Here is a 20,108-nt window from a genome sequence, read left to right on the forward strand (position 1 = left end):
CGCGCCGATCAGCCGTGCCGCACCGGTGCCAACACCGTGTTGTCGATCAGCGTCGGAGCGCCGACCTTGACGGCGGTGGACACCAGCGCGCCGCGCGCCGGGTCGACGACCGCGCCGTCCGGGATCTCGGCCAGGGTGTCGGGGTCGGCGACGGAGAAGTACGCGGGCTGAGCCAGCGGCTCGGCCGCGATGACCTCCGAGCCGATGGACCGCAACCGGGCCGCGTCCCGCTCCCCCGCCGCCCAAGCCGCCGCCACGGCCCGCAGGGCACCCGACAGGCACAGGGCCGCGCGCCGCTGCGGCGGATCGAGGTAGACGTTGCGGCTGCTCAGCGCCAGACCGTCCGGTTCGCGCACGGTCGGGGCCACCACCACCTCGGTCCCGAACCCGAGGTCAGCCACCATGCGCCGCAGCACGGCGGCCTGCTGAGCGTCCTTCTGCCCGAAGTACGCCCGCGTCGGCGTCGTCACCGCCAGCAGGATCGAGACCACCGTGGCGACGCCGCGGAAGTGGCCCGGCCGCCGGGCCCCCTCCAGCGGCGCGGCCACGCCCTCGACGTCGACGTACGTCGAGAAGCCCGGCGGGTACACGTCCTCAACCCCGGGCGTCCACACCAGGTCGACGCCCTCCGCGCGCAGCAGGGCCAGATCGCGCTCCAGGTCGCGCGGGTAGGCCGCCAGGTCCTCGGTCGGCCCGAACTGCGTCGGGTTGACGAAGATCGACACGGCGACGGCGCCGCATTCCGCCCGCGCCCGCCGTACCAGGGACAGGTGCCCCTCGTGCAGGTAGCCCATCGTCGGCACGAACCCCAGCACGCCGTACTCGGCCCGCGCCGCCCGCATCTCCTCGCGCCCGACGACGATCCGCATCTCAGGCACCGCCGCCCCCCTCGCCACCGGTGAGGACCGCGGCCAGCACGTGCTCGTCCAGGCCGGCACAATTCGCCTGGGTGGGGAAGGTGCGGTCGCGCACGGCCTCGTCGTACGCCGAGAGGGCGCGCGCCGCCTCGTCCGCCAGCGCGGCGAAGCGCCTGGTGTGGCGGGGAATGAAGTCGTCGTACAGGCCGAGGATGTCGTGCCACACCTGCACCTCGCCGCTGCAGTCCGGGCCGGCGCCGATCCCGATCGTGGGGATCTCCAGCCGCTCGGTAATCGCTCGGGCGAGCGGCGCCGGCACCAGCTCCAGGACGACGGCCCACGCCCCGGCGCGCTGCACCGCGAGCGCGTCGCGCAGCACCTCTCCGGCCCGGATCGTGTCCTTGCCCTGGACGCGCATGCCGATGCTGTGCACCGACTGCGGCGTGAAGCCCACGTGGCCCATTACGGGGATGCCGGCGTCGACCACCCGCCGGATCGTGGCCTCGACGGCCACGCCGCCCTCGAGCTTGACCGACTGGGCGCCCCCCTCGGCCATCAGCCGGCCGGCGTTGCGCAGGGCGTCGACCTCGGTGGCGTAGGTGAGGAACGGCAGGTCGGCGACCACGAGCGCGCGCTGCGCCCCCCGTACGACCGCCCGCGTGTGGTAGACGATGTCGTCGATCGTGACCGGGAGCGTCGAGTCGTGCCCCTGCACGACCATGCCCAGCGAGTCCCCGACGAGGATCAACGGGATGTCGGTGCGGTCGACGATGCGGGCGGCGGTGTAGTCGTACGCCGTCACCATGGCGATGCGCTCGCCGGCCGAGTACCGCCGGTGCAGCTGGGCGATCGAGGTGCGCATCAGCCCTCCCGCTCCGCCGCCACGAGGTCCTGCTCGGCCGCCGACAGCTCCCGTTCGGCGGCGGCGAGCAGCGTGGCGCCCACCAGCGCACCCGGATCGTCGCGACGGGTGATGAGGCGGTCGATGGTATTGGTCGCCGGATCGACGAGGACGACCCTGGGGTGGAACTGCGGGTCCACGGGGGTCTCGACCAGCTGATACGCCATCACGATCACGAGGTCGCCCGGGGAGACGAGCCGCGCGGCCGCCCCGTTGAGCTGAACCTCGCCGGATCCGCGGGCGCCGGGGATCGTGTAGGTCTCCAGCCGGGCGCCGTTGTCGATGTCGACCACCTGCACCCGTTCGTAGGAGAGGATGCCCGCGGCGTCGAGCAGGTCCTCGTCGATCGTGATCGACCCCACGTAATGGAGGTCGGCGGCCGTCACGCGGGCGCGGTGGATCTTGCCGGTCACCATGGTGCGAAAGGGCAAGGCGTTCTCCTGAGAACTCGATGTCGTTCGCGACGCGGGCCCGGCGCGTCGTCGCGACGGGGCCATTAGCTTAAGGGAGGTCCCGACCGTCGGTGAGCGCGGCCTCGAGGCGCCGGGTCACCTCCGGCGCCAACCCTTGGGCCTGCGCGAACGGCACAATTCCCAGGCCAGCCGCCCGATATAGCTCGCGCGTAGCTGGTCGATCGTCCAGGGCGCGCAGGTGCGACGTGATCGTTGCCACATCGCCGCGTACGGCGGGGCCGGTGATACCCCCCGGTACGCCGGCCGTGGCGAGCCCGTCGAGGGCGCTGCGGGCCAACGGCAGGAGCGCGGCGAGGGCCTCGGACTCGCTGAAGCCGCAGTCGGTCAACACCCCGACGGCGTGCGCCACGAGCCCGGCGGGGTAGTTCGCCGCCAGCACGGCCGCGGCGTGGTACGCCGGACGGTGGCGCGCGGCCAACCGTTTCGGTCGGCCGCCCAGCGCCCGCGTGAGCTTCTCCAGGGTGGCCACGAGCCTTGCGTCCTCGGCGGTGATGGTCCACGTCACCCCGGGGGCCAGCGCGGTGTCCGACGTCGGGAACGCCTGCAGGGGATGCCAGGCGCCGATCGCACAGCCGGTCGCGGCGAGGGCGGCGAGAACGTCCAGGGGCAAGACACCGGAGCAGTGCACGACCGAGCCTGTGGGGGCGCCACGACCGCCCTCGAACGTGCCGCCGGCGAGCACGCTGGCGACCGCGCCTGCGACGTCCGCCACGGCACGGTCGGTCACGGCGATGAGGATGAGATCAGCCGATTCTGCGAGATCGCCGACGGTGACGGCTGGCGCTCCCACGGCGGCCGCGAGCGCGGCGACCCGAGTGGGCGTCCGCCCGCAGATCCCGGCCACGACTGCGACCTCGGGGGCACACCGCGCGCTGATCGCGCCGGCGAGCGACCCGGCGAGGCGGCCCGTTCCCAACACGACAACACGACACGGTGGGGTCACCGCCAAGCTCTATCACACGACGATCCACGACGCAGTCCGCCCGCCGACGGACAAGCGTCGCGCCGGCGGGCGGGTAGAGCTCAGCGCGCGGGGTACGCGTCGAGTTGCGACGCGAGAACCGTCCCAAAGCGGGTGCCGAGATCCTCGTGATCCAGCCCCGCGGGCTCTTGGCGCGTTGCGTTAAAGCCCCGCGCGGCATACCAGCTCTGCCCGCGCTTGGCGTCGGCAAGGCCGTTGTAGCCGTCCGACTGGCCGCGGCCATCATCGATGCTGCCGGTGTACCACAACATGGGGAAGCCGCTCTTCAGCGCGGCGCTGATCGTCGGATCACCCGATGGTGCCCCGCCGCCACCGGTGATGACCGCACCGCCTCCCGCGGCGAAGATCGCACTGTGGGCCGGCAACAGATACTGCGTGATCAGCTGCGAACCGCCCGAATAGCCCACCAGCCAGGTGCGTTGAACGCCCAGCTCGGAGCGGATCGACTCAATCAGGGCAGCAACGTACGCGGCGTTGACGCGGCCCTTACTCCAGAACGTGCCATCGGCGCTCGGGGTCTTGATCGACAGTGTCGCGTAGCCCCGCGCACCGGCCTGGGCGACCACCCCACCGCTGCCTCCAAGCGCCCACGTCGAGGACGGATTGCGGTGACCGTACATGCCGTCACCGTCGAGGTAGACGACAACACCCACGGGTCGCTGTTGCGCGACCTTGGAGGTGAACAGGTGATACGTCGAGGAGGTGCCGGCCGGGTCGGTGTAGCTGGCGGAGATCCTGTCGGCGATCGTCGTGACGGGTCCCTGGGATGACGGGGACGGGGCGGCGGTCGTCGGCGCCGAGGTGGGCGCGGTCGTCGGCGCCGAGGTGGGGGCGGTCGTGGGCGCCGAAGTGGGCGAGCTCGTCGGGCGGGGAGAAGGAGTCGGGGAGAACCTGGGGCCGCTACGGTGCCAACGACGCCACCGCGACCAGCCGCCACCGTTGTCTCGCCCGCCCCACTCCACCGTGTCACCCGACCAAGACTGGCCGTAGGCGGCAGGCGCCACGTCCATGGTGGAAGACTGCGCGGACGCGAGTGTCGCGCCCAGCGGCAGGGACAGGCACAGGATGCCGAGGGTGATTCCGGCGCGACGGGCAGGTTTAGATAGCGGCATGTCAAGGCTCCAGTGGGGAATCCGTAGGGGGATTTGGTAGGGGTACCTCCCTATCGACCGCACCGCGATGCTCCAAAGCCGTGGGGCATAATGGACGGACGTCCAGTTGCCCAGGGGGCGCCGCCGGCTCTCGAGCCTGCCGCCACAACGCGGTCGAGAAGATCTGCTGAGGGGGTCGCGTGAGAAGAAGCACGCACATCGTCGTCGGGCGCAGGGTCACGACGGGGCGCGCCAGGTGCCTCGCCTGCGCCGCGTTGGGGCTTGCGTCCGCCCTCTCCGGCTGTGCGGCGCCACGGTCGACAGACGATGCCGCCCCGCAACGCTTCATCGAGGCCCCGACCGTGGCGGAGAACGCTCGCGAGCGGTTCGGTGACCGCGCTCAACAGGCGTATCGCGAACTCGCCCAGTTCGCGATTGACGAGTGGCTCAAGGCTCCCCTGGTCGATCCAGGGGCCCCGACGCCGTCGGCCGCCGCGCTCTCGGACGGAATCGTGCAACATCTCGACCCCGCCACCGTCCCCCATTGGCACAACAGCGTGGCAGCAGCCCTACGGGGCGACGCGGACGAGGCCAGCACCGTCCGGATGCTGCGGTTCTTCAATCTCCAAGCGCCTACCCTCCGCATGCCGGATGGCGGGAAGTCTCCGATTTCCGGCGAAGGCGTCACTGAAGGAAACGTGGGCTTGGGTGCCGTTCGCGCCGATGGCATCTATCCGCTGGTGGTGTCCTTCCAGCAACGCGCTCGCCTCGATCTCATGAGCGGCAAGTCACCGAGCGCGGTGAACCTGCGCAAAAAGGTCACGTTGACCGTGGTGCCCCTCGACGAGCTTGCGAAGGCCACACCCGGGGCAACCGTATCGACGCTTGCGTTGCTGCCCACTTCCCCACCGTCGCCGGGGAGCACGAGCCTCGCGACGGCCCCAGCCGCAACCGCCACCACCGCACCCTCGACCGGAGCCACGACAACGCCCGCGCCGGACACCCCCACGACTGTGCCGATCGTGACGCGAGATCCCCGCATCAAGTGGCTCATCACGACCTTCCAGGGAGACATCTCCGCCGGTGACTCGTCTGACACCGCGGACAGCGAGGACGAGCGCACGACGCCGGGGACCAGCTCGGGGAGCCCGGCGCCCACGTCGTCACGGAACATGGCCCGCTAGAGCCGGGAGTCAGCGAAGCGCCCCGGCTTTCCGCAGGACGTCGATGGCCGGGGGGAGGTTGTCGAGGGCACTGCGCACATCAGAAGGCGTGGCGATCTGCCACTCCTTATGCCGAACATACTCACGCAGTGCGGCATCAAAAGCCGCGGTGCCTGCAGCCTCGCGCGCCTCCAGCAGCGCCTTCCCGCCCCCGCCGTAGACGGTGTCGACATAGGCAGAGTCGCCGCGCCGCGCCGTCGCCCAGTGCAGCATCGGCGCCCCCACGGCTCCGGTAACGACGTGCGCTCGGTCCTTCGTCGTCCCCGCGGGGGCGACGACCTCTTGGGCATAAGTGGCAAAGGCCTCGTCCAACCAGGGGTCCCGAGCCTGGTTGTTGCCCACGAGGCCGTAGAACCACAAGTGCGCCAACTCGTGGACGACCAGCCAGCGATCCTTGCCGGGATCGACGTCCCCGAGCTGCACAGCGCTTCCGAACTCCACGCCCTCACTCACTACCGGCAGGATGCTGACCCAGACGTGTTCGGCGGGGACCGGACCAAGCAGCTTCGACAAGTCGCCAAGCGCACGGCGAACCGCCTCCTCCCAGACGGCCTCGGAGGCGCGCGCGCCGGCTGACGGGGTGGCGATCACGACCGTCAGCTGATCGACGGTCGTGGTTCGCAGGTTGATCTCGCCGACCGTGAAGGTGACGTCGCGCACGGCGTCTGCAGAGAAACGGTGAACCTTGCGCCCGTCGGTGGCCGCGGGCCGCGGCTCCTCGGCGCGTCCCATGCCGGCGACGGCGTACGCTGCGGGCGCCTCCACCTCGAGCGACTCGAGCTCGAACACCTCGCTGGTCGCGGTCTCGCCCACGATGTCCACGGCGTCATCACGGACCCAGCCCTCGGCGCGGGTCCAGGCCAGGAGGGGGTAGGCCGATCCCAGCCACGCGATGCTGCCCCCCCGGGACACATAGCCCAACCGCTCGTCAGTGCGCTGGCCGAGCTGCACATCGAACGAGACGTCCGCGGTGACCTTCGTGCCCGCCGCTTGACACGACGTCAGCGGCGCGGACACGAGTGTGCCTGGTGCGCCCCGGCCGGCTCCGGCGGGGGTGACCCGGACGGGCAAACTCACGCCGTCGACGGTGATCGAGCGCACCGTCAGGCGGTTGCCCGGCCGGGCCGTCGCGGGCTTATTAGGCCAAGCCCGGAAGACCACCTCGCAGATCTCCTGGTTGGGGGTAAACGCCACCCGCTCGGTTCCTGTGGCAGAGGCCAAGTCGTCGGCCATGGTGAAGGCGAGCTGCACCACGGGTCGGTCCCGCGGTGGCGGCGGCACCGCGGCCTCCGAAGCGCTCCGTTCGGTGCTGCAGGACGCCGCGCCCAACCCCACTGCGGCCCACACCAGGGGCCAACCGGCGCGGACAAACCAGCTACGGGTCACACGGAACTCCTAGCTCGGGTGGCGCGCAGCCGCGCCTCGATCTTCGCTGAGGCCACTCAGTGACGCCCCCTAGGGGTCGCGACCAGGCCGGGCGCGTCTCCTCGGCGCCTCAGCTCGTGGCGGCGGGGCCGACGGCTGCCATCGTACGGTGAATGAGGTCGATGGCCAGATCCAGGCCATCAGGAGGCGAGCCGGCGAGGGCGAGGCGGGAGAACCAGTCCGGGGTGGCCTCCGGGTGCGGCCCGGCCAGACCCACTGCGCCGGCGCCCACCCGACACACCGCGGCCGCGTTCGAGCGGTTCTCGTAGGTTGCGAGCACCTCGACGTCTGCGCCTGAACGAAAGAGCAGGACCGGACCGTCCTGGAAGTACAACCGCCGGGGTTGTCCGCGCCAGTAGACGGTGACGATGGCGTCCCCGTCATGGCGGATGTCGCAGCCCTTGCTGGTGATGTATTGGTCCGTGTCGCCCGGCAGCAGGCCGAATCCCGGGCCCTTCCCAGCGAGGTAGGCCCCGAGGCAGAAGCCGAGATAGCCGCCCCCCTGCGCTACAAACGTACGCAGCAGGTGCCGGGCAGGTTTGACATGAGGCCACGCATCCTCGAGCTCTCCCCCGCCGGGTTGCACATAAAGCTGGCATCCGGTCAGACCGGGCAGGTCAAGGCGACGACGCTCGGCCGGCCCGATGTAGTCCACGCTAAGCCCGGCCGCCCGGACCGCCCTGGCCGCCGCCTCCGGACAGCCCGGCAGGGAGGCTGGGCCGCGGTACACGAGCGCGTCGGGCTCCGCGGAGCGGCGCCATCGTCGCAGCGGCGTCATTGAGCCCCGGCGGTACGAGCCGTCGCGCGGGCGGGGCGCTCCCTTTCGGGTCGGGTGGCGGCTCCGGCACGGTGCAGTCCCACCGTCCTTGTCCGCCGCACGGGGCGGCGCAGTCGGATGGCGGGCCGGGGGCGCGGGCCGCTCGCGGGCGTCGCGTAACGGACCGCCGTGCGGAGCACCTCTTCCAATGGGCCCCGTCGGAAGAACCTCGACCACACGAGCGCGAACAGCACGAGATCGAAGACCTGGACCGCGAAGTGCACTCCGGCCGGCAGTCCGCGGAACGGACCCAGGAGGAGAACGTGAAGGGAGTACAGGGTCAGCGTCATACTGCCGGGCACGGATAGCAGCGCGAAGCGATGCCCGAAGACCGTGGTGAGCGCCAAGCAGGCCCCAATGACCGCGCAGGAGGTGCCGATCGTGAACAACAGGTCCAAGGGCGTTCCGGTATGGGCGGCCTGCACGCCGAGCCACCACCACGAGTCTGCGGGCAGAGTGCCGTCGCCGCCGAAGACCAGATAGTTCGTGAAGGTCTCCAGACTCATCGAGCCGGCAACATCGTCGGCAAGGCGATCCCGCAGGCCAAAGCCATCCACGAGCACAGAGCCGAAGACCGACGTGACGAGCGCCAACAGGCTACCGCCGGCGAGGAGCTTCGCGATGACCAGCCGAGCACTGAGATTCGCCCTACCGATGGCCATGCCGATGCAGATGTAAGCGAACCAGGTCAGCGCCGGAAAACCCCCCGTGAGCATCAGCGTCTGCACCACGAGGAGGGGGTCGCCGAGCGACGTCAGAGTGAGATTGAACGGTTCCTGCGCCGGCATTTCTTGCCGGAGCAGCTGGCTAAGAACGGGCCCCACGATCGTCCAGGCCAGCCCGAGAACCAGAAGAGAGCGCGCCCCGAGCGGGACCACCACGGCCGCCATGAGGAACACCGTGCCGAGGTAGGACAGGACAACGGACACGTCCCCGATGTCCACGATCGCGCCCAGCAACAGTCCGAACAGGATCAAGAGCGCACCACGCACGGCTGGAATTGTGGCGGCCCGGGCGGCGGCGCGCCCCCGTGGAGGTTTCTGCCGGCCCGTCATGAAGGCCAAGCCCACGCCACCGAGTACGGCGAACAGGGCGGAGGCCTTGCCGTTGGCGAGAATCCACGCGGCCGACATATTTCCCGACCGATCCGCCGACTCGATCGTGTGCACCGCGACCATCCCCAACACGGCGAGGCCGCGAGCCACGTCGAGGCCGACGAACCGGGTACCGGATCGAGCGCGACGGCGCGGCACCGGCGGCGACGCCTTCGGTTGTGTCTCGGGCACGCACTGGTGCGGGAACGTCGCGGCGGCCTCATCGCTGAGGACCTCGGGTCGGTCTGGTGTTTCGTCCGACCCCGCGGAGGGGTGCGCGGAACTGGAAAGCGTTGCGGTCACGAGGAAACCCCTGTCGCGGAACGGGACAACTGTGCGGGAATGCCGGCCCATGTCGTCCGTGCGGGCAAGGACTCACCCTTCATGACGAGGGACAGCGGCGCGAGCGTGACGCCATCGTTGACGTCGCTGGAGTACAGCACCACCGCTCGGGTACCGACGCTCACGCCGTCGCCGATGTGAATGTGGTTCATTTTCATGACGCGGTCCTCGAAGAGGTGCGTCTGGAGTGACACAGCGGCGCCGATGTAGGCGTCGTCGCCGATGTGCACCAGGTCGAACTCGGTCAGGTAGGTGGTGTCGACGAGGCTGCGGCGCCCCACGGACACGCCGTACAGGCGAAGCAGAGGACCAAGGAGGGGCGTCCCGGAAAGGAACGTCAGGAGTGCGGGCACGGCCGAGGCCTCGTATACCCCGGTCACGAACTCAGTACGCCGGACGAAGCCGCTCCACAGCGGCTCGACGCGGGCCTTGTACCGGCCGACGACGAGCCATTTGATCGCCGCCGTCAGGAGAACGACGCCCAAGCTCAACGTCAGGGCGACCGCAGGGACGAGCAGGAGCAACTGCCATGCGGAACTCCCCGCCTCAGCGAGCTGCGAGGCGACGTACAACGTCACGAACAGCGAGGTGGCCAGGATCGATGAGGGCAGGACGATGCGCAGCGCCTCGATGGCGTAGCGCCCCGCTAGCTGGCGACGCCCGGGGACGAACGTCTCCGCTTCGGAGTAGCCGTCGTACACCTCCCGTCGCGGCAGATAGATCGCCGGGCTGCCGAGCCATGACGTGCCCGCAGGCACGCCGGAGGGCGGGGGGACGGACCCCACGCCGAGCAAGGACCCATCACCCATGGAGGTGCCCGAAGGGACGAACGACGCGTTGCCGATGAAGGCGCGCCGGCCGATCGTTGTCGGGCGGAAGGCCACGTGGCTGTTGCAGTACGTTGCGCTGCCTACGCTCGCCATGTCCGCCACGAAGGATTCAGCCCCGATGGTGAGCAGATCTGGGTCGATGTTGGCAATGGTGGAAACCTCGGCGCGCGGGCCGATCTTGGCCCCCAGCCGGCGCAGCCACGGCGCCGTATACAACGTCGAGTAGAGCGTGTTGGTCAAGAGAAGGCTGAGGGAGAGCAGCTTGTCCGCAAACCACTTCTCCACGCCGAGGCGAGAACGCAGATGGTGGATCCCGACCGGTGTCTTGGGCAACCCGAAACGGCGCAGCGACAGGATGATCACGCAGGATGAGACGACAAACAGCGGTCCGGTGAAGAGGGTGACAACGAGCGCTGCACCGGAGTCGAAGGTCAGCATGATCCACCACACCGCGGAGACGACGGGCAGCATGGCGGCCAGCGGCGCGAACTCCAAAGCGACCAAACCCCAGGCGAACCGGTTCTTCAGAAGCGACGACCATTCCCTGGGCGCGTCATCGCACTCGGCCATGATCTTGAGGATGGGCTCCTCACCGGCGGGCATGGCACGCACCGGGGAGCCACCCCACACCTCCCCGGCCGGCACGCGCTGGCCTGCTAAGAGCGAGGATTGCTCCCGCAGCACGGCCCGATCCTTGATCTCGCAAGGTCCGACCAGCACGCAGTTCGCGGCGACCGTAGCTGTGTCGCCGAGCCGCACCACGCCGATCGTCAGGCGGCCGTCCGCGATCTCATAACCCTGCAGGTGGGTGGCGTAGCCCACCGTGGCGTTCTCATCCAGGACGACCATGCTTGGCAGGGCGATGAGTTCCGTGCCCACGTGCGCGCCGGCGCCGATGCGGGCGCCCGCGAGTCGTAGGTAACTGGCCGCGTAGGCCGATCCCGCGAGGTTGACCATCGGCGAGAGCTGCATCGACTTGCTGACGAGCCACACCCGGAAGTGCGTCCAGCCATACAGAGGGTATTCCCCCTCCCGAAGCCGCATGCCGATCAACCGGGCCACGAGCAGGGGCAAGAGCCATCGCTCGGACAGATATGCCACGGGGAACGCCAGAATGATCTGTTGCAGCATCGCGAAGGACGGGACCCCTTCGTGCCACGCGTAGATGAGCGCGATGGGCGCCGTGGTGATGGCGATGATGACGAAGATCGCCAGGAACTGAGCCAGCGCGAACGCGGCGATTCGCCACCAGGGCGCGCGCGGCACCGACCCCCCGGCCGCGGTGACACCTCGCGCGTCGGCCGCGCTCAGGGCGGCGAGGTCGAGGTGCTGGGCCAGCTCACAGATCGTGGGATTGGCGTACAGATCCAGCACGGACATGGGAGCGCCTCGCTCGTCCTGCCGCAGGCGTGAGGTCACGTTGGCGGCCAGGAGCGAGTGCCCGCTCAGGTCGGCGAAGAAGTCCGCAGTCACCGAGACCTGCTCGGGCTCTAAGTGGAAGACCCCGGCCCAGACCTCGCGGACCCAGTGCTCCATGGCGGTGGCGGGCTCGACGATCTCCCCGCTACCGCCGATCAGGCGTGGCGTGCTCGGGTCGGGCAATGTCTTGCGGTCCACCTTGCCGCTGGGCAGCATGGGCAACTCGCCCACCCACTGGAGATAGCTGGGGACCATGTACGGCGGCAGCACCTCGCGGAGTTGCTGATGCAGCTTCGTCAGGCGGCCTGGGTCCTGTTCGTCGCTGCCCGAGTTTGGGACAAGGTAGCCCGCGAGCTCGTCCCCCGTCTCCGGGGAGGTGAGGTGCTTGATGGCGGCCGTGTGCACGTCCGGCTCCCGCATCAAGACGCTCTCGATCTCGCCGAGGTCGACTCGGTGGCCGCGGATCTTGACCTCCGCGTCCGCCCTGCCCAGATAGACGATTTCGCCGTCGTCCTGGATGCGCGCGAGGTCGCCCGTTCGGTAGATCCGGCCCTGCGACGGGTCGCTGGGGTGCGGGATGAACCGGTCGAAGGTCAGGTCCGGTCGGTTCAGGTAGCCCTTAGCCACCCCCACGCCGCCAATGCAGAGCTCTCCGTCCTTTCCGGCCTCGACGGGGCGGCGCTGCTCGTCGAGGATGAAGGCGGTGTACGTCGGGACCGGGATCCCGATCGTCACTGGCCGGCCGGGCTCGAGGATCCCCACGGTGCAAGTGACCGTAGCCTCGGTGGGACCGTAGGTGTTGAGCATGCGACAGCCCGGTGCCCAGCGCTCGACCAGTTCGGATGGGCAAGCCTCACCCCCGACCATGAGCCCCCGGATCGAGGGAATCGTCCTTTCCACCGTGGAGAGGACGGTCGGCACGCAGTAGAGCAGCGAGATGGCGTGCTCCTCCAGAAACGTGGTCAAGCCCGCGCCGACTCGCCGGCCATCGGTCGGACCGGCGACGAGGGTGGCGCCCACCGCCCAAGTAGGCCAGACCTCCTCGATCGCGAAATCAAATGAGATCGTCATGCCTTGGTAGACGCGATCGCCGGGGCGGACGTCGTACATCTCGGTGATTACGTGCAGAAAGTTGCAGATGCTCGCCTGCCCGACGTCGACGCCCTTCGGTCGCCCGCTGGAGCCGGAGGTGTAGATGATGTATGCGGTGGGATCGTCGTGTGCGGACTCCACCTGTGGTCGCCCCTGCGCGCTGGCAGCGACCTCGGCGCGGACCTCGTCCAACATCAGCGTGGGGGCAGCCACCCCTGCCGCGACGTCCGCATAATCCGAGGTGGTGATCAGCAGCTGGAGACCCGAGTCGCTGGCAAAGTATTCGACCCGGTCCGCGGGCGACGAGGGGTCGATCGGGACGAAGGAGGCCCCCGTCTTTTGTGCCCCGAGCAGGGCAACGTACATGTCGTGCGACCGGGGCACGAGAAGGCCGATCCGGCCTCCCGGCTCCACATGGTGCTCTAGCAGGTAATTGGCCAGGCGGTTCGCCTGCCGATCGAGTTCGGCGTAGGTCGCCCGGCCGCCCTCCCACTCCAGCGCGACCACGTCCGGGCGCCGGTCGCAGGTGGCCTCGAAGTAGTGATGCATCCGAGCCTGGAGGGGGGGCCGCACACCAGAACCACCCACGGGACTGAGACCACGTGGACTGGTGGAGTGTTCGGAGCGCTGGTCCGGACCTTTCGAAGGTTCCCTCCGCCAGACGTCCGGGGGGTCCTCCACAAGGAGTCGGTATTCGTGCCCCCCAAGGGCCATGCCGTTGCCACCCTGCAGTCCCCGCGTACGCATTTACTACCCTCTCAACGCAACCCCTTATCCCCGTGGGCCGAGCGCGGCCACCTCCGGGGAACCCTTTAGCTAGGCTAGGGATGCGCTGGACGGCTGTCCAACAACGACCAGCGGTCATCGACCGATCAATAGGTTTAGCTACCAACCGGTTTCACGGCCCGATGGGTCCGGCTGCCCAGGTAGGGCGACCCCGAGCCGATGCGCGGACGACGTCAACATCCCTTGATTGTGAAGTCCGTCACAGCATGCTCAGAGGGGGCGGACAGAGGAAGCTGAGGAGGACGAAATGCGCGCCGACGGCGAACCGGCCACCGGCGTGGGCTTGTGGCGGCGCGACAGTCGACTGAGTGCACCCTTGCGGTTCGCGATGCGCTCGCGCAAACCCCGGGAGCCCGCGGTCGCGTGGACCGCCGCACAGGTCGATTACGTTGACCATCCCCTGCTCGACCCGACCGAACGCGCCCGGTGTGAACGCCTGCGAGAGCCGGCGGACCAGGCTCGGCACGCTACCGGGCGGGTCCTCGCCAAGGTGCGGGCGGCCGAGTGTTTCGGCGTGGACCCCAGCCGGCTGCAGGTGGTGTCGGACGGAGGGGCAACGGCCGGCCGGCCGCGGTTATACCTCGACGGCGAGCCGAGTACCCTGCACCTGTCGATCGCCCACAGCGGGACCGTCGTGGCGGTGGCTCTCGGCGAGATGCCGTGCGGGGTGGACGTCGAGCAGACCGCTGCGCTGGCCGGTGCGCTGGAGCTCGAAACCGCGTTTTCTGCCGACGAACGGGGTCGGCTCCGGATGGTCCCGCCGGCCGAACGCCCGGCGCTCGCGGCTCGATGGTGGACCGGAAAGGAGGCCGCGCTCAAAGCCGTTGGCGTGGGAATGGCTCTCGACGCCGCCTCCGTTGCGGCGGACCTGCCGGTGACGAGAGTGCCGGCCTTGGGTCGAGTGCAGCGGGTGCGACTGGTCCCCCTGCCGGCACCGACCGGTTACTCCGCGACGCTGGCCTACGTCTTGAGACCTGGCCAGCGATTCCTGTTGCCCTCCTGAGCGGCGGCCGTGCCGATGGTGGCCGGGTCGTCGGAGAGACAAAACCGGATGCCCCTCAGAGCCGCCATGCCAGGTCCACCACGCTCATCCCAGGCATTGGCGCCTGCGTGCTCATTTCTGCAAGCACCGCAGGAGCTTGCGCAAGTCCCACCACCCGGCCGATCAGCCGCGACAGGTCCACCCCGAGGGACCCGATGGCGGCGAACAGCGCCGGATATCCCACCGCCGGCAGCCCGTGAACCCCTCGGATCTGCAGCTCGCCCGCGATCACCGGGCCCATCGGGACGGACGGCGCCGCGTCGTCGGCCAGCAGCAGGCCGACCTGCGCGTGCCGCCCGAGCGGCCGCAGGCTCAGCACGCCCGCCGCCAGCAGCTCCGGGCGGCCGAGCGCGTCGATGCTCGCGTGCGCACCACCCCCGAGCAGGTCGCGCACCGCCCCGGCCAGGCGGGCAGCGTCGAGCCCCGTCGGGTCGAGGGTGTGCGCGGCGCCCAGCCCTTCCGCGCCGGCCCGGGCACCCGCGGCCGGATCCACGCCCACCACCTGGAGACCCGCCGCCGCGGCCAGTGCCACCGCGGACAACCCCACGCCACCGCACCCCCACACGACCAGCGTCTCCCCCGACGCTTGGGCCAGGTCGTCGCCATCGGTCGCGTGCCGCAGCGCGGCGTACGCCGTCGCGAACCGGCAGCCGAGCGCGGCCGCCGCCACCGACCCCAGCGCCTCCGGGACGGCCACGAGATTGGTGTCCGCCGCCTCGAGGGCGACGTACTCGGCGAAGGACCCCCACCGCGTGAAGCCCGGCTGCGTCTGGTGCGGGCACACGTGGGTGGCCCCGGCGGCGCAGGACGCGCAGCGCCCGCACCCGCAGGCGAAGGGCACAGTGACGCGGGCGCCTGGCCCCCACCGCCGCACCTCCGGGCCGACCTCGACGATCTCGCCCACGAGCTCGTGACCGGGCACCATCGGCAGTGGGACCGGGTCGTGGCCCTGCCAGGCGTGCCAGTCGGATCGGCAGACCCCGGTCGCGGCCACCCGGAGCAGGACCCCGTCGTCCGGGCAGGCGGGCTCGGGCAGCTCGGCGAGGTGGGGCGCGGCGCCGTACGCGTCGTAGACGACTCCCCTCATGAGCCCAGACTCTCCCACTCGAAGCCCAGCTTGCCGGGCCCGAAGTCGGCCCGATAGATCGACATCCTGGGCCTGGCCCGCCCCCGCCGTACGGTCTGGTCGGCCGGTGTCATCTGAACCCGGGACACCTCGAAGGGCAGGTCGTGCGGCGGGGCCGCGGGGTCGGGGCAGGCGGCCGTGAAGTCGATCCCGACGTACATCTCGCGCAGCGGCGAGGTGGACCTGAGCACGTAGGTCATCGGCACCGGTTCGGCCGGCGGGCGGCGCAGCGGGTAGCTGATCCGGTAGTCCAGGACGTGCACCACCCCGGCCCCCGGCGACGGCAGCAGCAGCTCGGTCACGCAGGTGGACGCCTCCAGGTGCGTGCGGCTGCGCCCGGTGCGGCACCCCGCGATGGGCTCGAAGACCGGGATGCAGCCGGCGACGGGATAGCCCATCCCCACGAGGTAGGCGTCGACGCCGTCGCGCTGGGTCCGGAGCACCTCCCGCACATGCGTCTGCGCCAGCATCAGCCGCTCGTCCACCCGGGAAACAGCGTGGATGGCGATGATGTCGATGCCCTCGTCCCAGGACCGACCGAGGTCCTGGATCATCTCGTCGCCGATGCGCTGCTGCTCGAACAGGTCGACGACCCGGGCCGGCGGCACGCCCGGCGGCACCACCGGCTGGGGGATCAGGACGGCCAGACTCCCCCGCGGCACCCGCAGGACCTCCTCGAGCGCGCCGACCGCACGCAGGGAGGGAACGCGGCCGGGGGTGCTCCGGCCCGTCTTCCAGTAGCTCAGCGTCGCAATGCTGATCGAATGCCCGCGCGCCCGCAGGTGCGCGGAAACCCGCTCCAGCGGCAGCCCGCGGGCCTCGATGGCCCGCCCGAACGCCTCGGAGAACGCGGTCAGCTCGACCGTGCGGCTGCCGCCGGCTGCGTTCACCGATCCCCCCTTGTCCGCTCCTCGACAACGACTATGCCGAGGCTACGTGACCGGGCGTTGACCAGCCGTGGTGAGGGGGTTTCGGCCGGTGAAGCTGAGCAGGACACCGAGCCGATTCGGGCCGGCGTACCCCGTGGGCGGGGCGAAGATCCCGGCCTTGAGGCCCTGCGCGACGAGGGGTGTCTCGTAGGCGATCCCGTCCTCGACGGCGTCGGGAACGGCCTCGTACGGCGTGCGCGCCCCGGCCGCCAGGTCCCAGCCGTGCACGGTGAGGTCGAGGAGCATCTGATGCGCGTACTCCGCCACGTCGAGCAGCCCCATCGAGGTGTGCACCTGCCCGGCGAGGTCGGCCTGCGCCCAGGCGAGCAGCGAGGCGCTCATGGCCCGGCGCCAGGCGGCGCCCGGGTCGGCGCCCAGGACGTCGCCGTCGTAGCGGTCACCGACCTGCGCGAGCGTCTCCGCGCGCAGCAGATGCGGCGCCCACAGGTGCTCGGCCACCAGGTGGTTGAGGACGTCGCGCACGCTCCAGCCCGCGCAGGGCGACGGCGCGTCCCACGCGTCGGCGGGACTCGCGGCCACCGCGTCGACGACCGCGGTCACGGCCCGGGCCGCCTCGGGCAGCAGGTCGACGGTCGAACGGTCGGTGGGCACCGGATCGCCCTAGACGTTGAAGCCCAGGGCCCGCAGCTGCTCGCGCCCGTCGGGGGTGATCTTGTCGGGACCCCACGGCGGCATCCACACCCAGTTGATGCGGTGGCTGGCGACCAGACCCTCCAGGGCCTGGGCGGTCTGGTCCTCGATCACGTCGGTGAGCGGGCAGGCCGCCGACGTCAGCGTCATGTCGATGACGGCGTGCGAGGCGGAGTCGATGTGGACGCCGTAGATCAGGCCCAGGTCGACGACGTTGATGCCCAGCTCGGGGTCGACGACGTCGCGCAGGGCCTCCTCGATGTCGTAGACGTTCACCGGCAGGTCGTCGCCTGACGCGCCGCCGTCCTGCGCGGGGACGTGCTGCGCGGAGGCGTCGCTCAGGTCGTGCGAAAGGGCCTCGCTCATCGGGTCTCCTCCAGGGTGGGCACGGCTGGCTCGGCGGCCAGGGGTTCGGTGTCGGCGCCGGCACGCGCGAGCGCGTCCATCAGCGCCGACCAGGGCAGCAGGGCGCACTTGACCCGGGCCGGGTACTTGGCCACGCCGGCCAGCGCGACGCCATCGCCGATGACCTCCTCGTCGCCGGCGTCCTGCCCGCGGGAGGTCAGCATGGCCTTCATCGCGGCGTACGTCTCCAGCGTCTCCCCCAGCGGGTGGCCGATGCACTCCTGGGCGAGGATCGAGGTGGACGCCATCGAGATCGAGCAGCCGAGCGCGTCGTAGCTGATGTCGGCCACGGTGGCGGCGGCGCCCTTGGCGACGTCGTCGAGGTGGACCCGCAGGGTCACCTCGTCGCCGCAGGTCGGGTTCACGTGGTGTACCTCGGCCTCGTACGGCGTGCGCAGGCCCGCGTGTTGCGGGTGCTTGCTGTGGTCGAGGATCAGCTCCTGGTAGAGGTCCATCGGCGGATCACACCTCCAGCCGGAAGATCGCTGGGACCCGGTCGAGCGCGGCGACGAGGGCGTCGACCTCGGCCGGGGTGTTGTAAGGGCCGAACGTCGCCCGGGTCGAGGCCACGGCCCCGAGGGCCCGGTGCAGCGGGGCCGCGCAGTGATGCCCGACGCGGACCTCGATGCCCTCGTCGTCGAGCACCTGGCCGACGTCGTGGGGGTGTACGCCGTCGACGACCCAGGCGACGGCGCCGGAGCGGTCGGCGCCGTTCTCCGGCCCGAGCACCGTGACCCAGGGCCGCTCCGCCAGCGCGTCGAGCAGCCGGTCGGCAAGGGACCGGACGTGGGCGTCGACGCGCTCCATCCCGAGCGCGTCGAGGTAGTCGCAGGCCGCCGCCAGGCCGATCACCTGCGCCGCTGCGGGCACCCCGGGTTCGAACTTCTCCGGCGGCGGCAGGTACGTGGAGCCTTCCATCCGCACCACTTCGATCATGGAACCGCCGGTGAGGTACGGCGGGAGCGCGGCGAGCAGCTCATAACGGCCCCACAGGACGCCGATGCCGAGCGGGCCGCACATCTTGTGGCTGGAGAACGCGAGGAAGTCCACGCCGAGCGCGTTGACGTCCAGGGGCAGGTGCGGCGCGGACTGGCAGGCGTCGAGCACGGTCAGGGCGCCCACCTCGCGGGCGCGGGCGACGAGCGTGGCGACGGGGTTGAGGGTGCCCAGCACGTTGCTGACGTGCGTGAACGCCAGCACCTTGGTGCGCTCGGTGACGACCTGGTCCAGCGTCGCGAGGTCGAGGCGCCCGTCGGGGGCCAGCGGGATCCAGCGCAGCGTCGCGCCCGTCCGCCGGGCGAGCTCCTGCCAGGGCACGAGGTTGGCGTGGTGCTCCATCTCGGTGATGCAGATCTCGTCGCCGGGACCGATCCGGAGTCGGTCGGCCAGGGCCGGGGCCACCCCGTCGAGGGCGCCGGGCGCGGCCGCGTTGCCCAGCGCGTACGCCACGAGGTTCAAGGACTCGGTGGCGCTCTTGGTGAAGACGACCTCTCGGGCCGGGGCGCCGATGAAGCGCCCGACCCGTTCGCGGGCCTTCTCGTAGGCGTCGGTGCCCTCCTCGGAGAGCTGGTGGGCGCCGCGGTGGACGGCGGAGTTGAGCGTCTCGTAGAAGCCTCGCTCGGCGTCGAGGACCTGGCGCGGCTTCTGCGAGGTCGCGCCGGAGTCCAGGTAGACCAGCGGCTTGTCGTCGCGCATCCGACGGCTCAGGATCGGGAAGTCGGCGCGGATGCGCGCCAGCTCCGCCTCGTCGAAGGGGGCCGCCGGGTGGGCAGGAGCCGAGGCATCCGAGGTCGCCGGGGCGCCCGGCGCACCCGCCGTACGGACGAGGGTCGTCATCCCGCGGTCGCCGCCTGCTCCTGCTGCAGGGCGACGTACTTGTCGTAGCCCTCCTCTTCCAGCTGGTCGGCCAGCTCGGGGCCGCCCTCCTCGACAATCCGGCCGCCCGCGAAGACGTGCACGTGATCGGGCTTGATGTAGCGCAGGATCCGCGTGTAGTGCGTGATGAGGAGGATGCCGAGGTCGTTGGCCTCCTTGGCGCGCACGACGCCCTCGGAGACGACCCGCAGCGCGTCGACGTCCAGGCCGGAGTCGGTCTCGTCGAGGATGGCCATCTTGGGCTTGAGCAGCTCGAGCTGCAGGATCTCGTGGCGCTTCTTCTCACCGCCGGAGAAGCCGGCGTTGACGTCCCGCTGTGCGAAGGCCTCGTCCATCTTCAGCGCGCCCATCGCGGCCTTGACGTCCTTGACCCAGGTGCGCAGCTTCGGCGCCTGGCCGTCGATGGCAGTCTTGGCAGTGCGCAGGAAGTTCGACACCGACACGCCGGGCACCTCGACCGGGTATTGCATAGCGAGGAACAGGCCGGCCCGGGCGCGCTCGTCGACCGTCATGGCCAGCACGTCCTCCCCGTCAAGGGTGACGGAGCCGGAGGTCACGGTGTATTTCGGGTGGCCCGCGATCGAGTACGCGAGCGTGGACTTGCCGGAGCCGTTGGGGCCCATGATGGCGTGCGTCTCCCCGGAGGCGATGGTGAGGTTGACGCCCCGCAGGATCTCCTTGGGGCCGTTCTCAGTCTCGACACTGACGTGCAGGTCGCGGATGGCGAGCGTGGACAACGTCGTACTCC

At 70.5% G+C, this 20,108-nt stretch carries 18 protein-coding genes; 2 read left to right on the forward strand and 16 right to left on the reverse strand.

Features of this window, described 5'->3' with window-relative positions; all coding sequences use genetic code 11:
• Nucleotides 1–8 precede the first annotated feature (8 nt).
• The 5 genes from IPK37_17775 to IPK37_17795 form a co-directional block, all read right to left on the reverse strand.
• Complete coding sequence (locus IPK37_17775) at nt 9–869, reverse strand: pantoate--beta-alanine ligase (GenBank protein ID QQS02985.1); 861 nt, start codon at nt 867–869, stop codon at nt 9–11.
• Nucleotide 870: 1 nt separating this feature from the next.
• A complete protein-coding gene (gene panB, locus IPK37_17780) occupies nt 871–1,719 on the reverse strand; it encodes a 3-methyl-2-oxobutanoate hydroxymethyltransferase (GenBank protein QQS00629.1) in 849 nt (282 codons plus the stop codon).
• Nucleotides 1,719–2,174, reverse strand: coding sequence for an aspartate 1-decarboxylase (locus IPK37_17785; GenBank protein QQS02986.1), 456 nt, complete (start codon nt 2,172–2,174; stop codon nt 1,719–1,721). The genes panB and IPK37_17785 overlap by 1 nt, the downstream gene beginning before the upstream one ends.
• 85 nt (nt 2,175–2,259) lie before the next feature.
• Nucleotides 2,260–3,150: a DUF2520 domain-containing protein gene (locus IPK37_17790; GenBank protein ID QQS00630.1), complete on the reverse strand. Its 891-nt coding sequence runs from the start codon at nt 3,148–3,150 to the stop codon at nt 2,260–2,262.
• 104 nt (nt 3,151–3,254) lie between these two features.
• On the reverse strand, nt 3,255–4,325 hold the full coding sequence (locus IPK37_17795; protein ID QQS00631.1) for a hypothetical protein: 1,071 nt from the start codon (nt 4,323–4,325) through the stop codon (nt 3,255–3,257).
• Between the two features lie 341 nt (nt 4,326–4,666).
• Here IPK37_17795 and IPK37_17800 point away from each other — a divergent pair, with 341 nt between their 5' ends.
• On the forward strand, nt 4,667–5,488 hold the full coding sequence (locus IPK37_17800; protein ID QQS00632.1) for a hypothetical protein: 822 nt from the start codon (nt 4,667–4,669) through the stop codon (nt 5,486–5,488).
• 9 nt (nt 5,489–5,497) lie between these two features.
• Here IPK37_17800 and IPK37_17805 read toward each other — a convergent pair whose 3' ends face one another.
• The 4 genes from IPK37_17805 to IPK37_17820 form a co-directional block, all read right to left on the reverse strand.
• On the reverse strand, nt 5,498–6,781 hold the full coding sequence (locus tag IPK37_17805) for a hypothetical protein (GenBank protein QQS00633.1): 1,284 nt from the start codon (nt 6,779–6,781) through the stop codon (nt 5,498–5,500).
• A 241-nt stretch (nt 6,782–7,022) separates the two neighbouring features.
• Nucleotides 7,023–7,730, reverse strand: coding sequence for a hypothetical protein (locus tag IPK37_17810; protein QQS00634.1), 708 nt, complete (start codon nt 7,728–7,730; stop codon nt 7,023–7,025).
• Nucleotides 7,727–8,953, reverse strand: a complete 1,227-nt coding sequence (locus tag IPK37_17815; protein ID QQS00635.1) for a hypothetical protein — start codon at nt 8,951–8,953, stop codon at nt 7,727–7,729. The genes IPK37_17810 and IPK37_17815 overlap by 4 nt, the downstream gene beginning before the upstream one ends.
• Before the next feature lie 209 nt (nt 8,954–9,162).
• The gene (locus tag IPK37_17820; GenBank protein QQS02987.1) at nt 9,163–13,095 is read right to left on the reverse strand and encodes an amino acid adenylation domain-containing protein; all 3,933 of its coding nucleotides are present in this window, start codon (nt 13,093–13,095) and stop codon (nt 9,163–9,165) included.
• A gap of 484 nt (nt 13,096–13,579) precedes the next feature.
• Between IPK37_17820 and IPK37_17825 the strand changes: the two genes are divergently transcribed.
• Entirely contained in the window at nt 13,580–14,335 is a 756-nt protein-coding gene (locus tag IPK37_17825) for a 4'-phosphopantetheinyl transferase superfamily protein (GenBank protein ID QQS00636.1), read from the forward strand.
• Between the two features lie 55 nt (nt 14,336–14,390).
• On the opposite strand, the gene IPK37_17830 is transcribed toward IPK37_17825, so the two are convergent.
• The 7 genes from IPK37_17830 to sufC form a co-directional block, all read right to left on the reverse strand.
• Nucleotides 14,391–15,461, reverse strand: a complete 1,071-nt coding sequence (locus IPK37_17830; protein ID QQS00637.1) for an alcohol dehydrogenase catalytic domain-containing protein — start codon at nt 15,459–15,461, stop codon at nt 14,391–14,393.
• Entirely contained in the window at nt 15,458–16,390 is a 933-nt protein-coding gene (locus IPK37_17835) for a hypothetical protein (GenBank protein ID QQS00638.1), read from the reverse strand. Before IPK37_17835 ends, IPK37_17830 begins: the two co-directional genes overlap by 4 nt.
• A gap of 42 nt (nt 16,391–16,432) precedes the next feature.
• Nucleotides 16,433–17,014: a TIGR03086 family protein gene (locus IPK37_17840; GenBank protein QQS02988.1), complete on the reverse strand. Its 582-nt coding sequence runs from the start codon at nt 17,012–17,014 to the stop codon at nt 16,433–16,435.
• Nucleotides 17,015–17,050: 36 nt separating this feature from the next.
• Nucleotides 17,051–17,362: a metal-sulfur cluster assembly factor gene (locus tag IPK37_17845; protein QQS02989.1), complete on the reverse strand. Its 312-nt coding sequence runs from the start codon at nt 17,360–17,362 to the stop codon at nt 17,051–17,053.
• Nucleotides 17,363–17,442: 80 nt separating this feature from the next.
• Entirely contained in the window at nt 17,443–17,940 is a 498-nt protein-coding gene (locus IPK37_17850; GenBank protein QQS00639.1) for an SUF system NifU family Fe-S cluster assembly protein, read from the reverse strand.
• A 7-nt stretch (nt 17,941–17,947) separates the two neighbouring features.
• The gene (locus tag IPK37_17855) at nt 17,948–19,321 is read right to left on the reverse strand and encodes a cysteine desulfurase (GenBank protein QQS00640.1); all 1,374 of its coding nucleotides are present in this window, start codon (nt 19,319–19,321) and stop codon (nt 17,948–17,950) included.
• Complete coding sequence (sufC, locus tag IPK37_17860; protein ID QQS00641.1) at nt 19,318–20,097, reverse strand: Fe-S cluster assembly ATPase SufC; 780 nt, start codon at nt 20,095–20,097, stop codon at nt 19,318–19,320. Before sufC ends, IPK37_17855 begins: the two co-directional genes overlap by 4 nt.
• Nucleotides 20,098–20,108: the final 11 nt, after the last annotated feature.

Origin of the sequence: Austwickia sp. (genome assembly GCA_016699675.1) — a bacterium.
Classification (GTDB): Bacteria; Actinomycetota; Actinomycetes; order Actinomycetales; family Dermatophilaceae; genus Austwickia.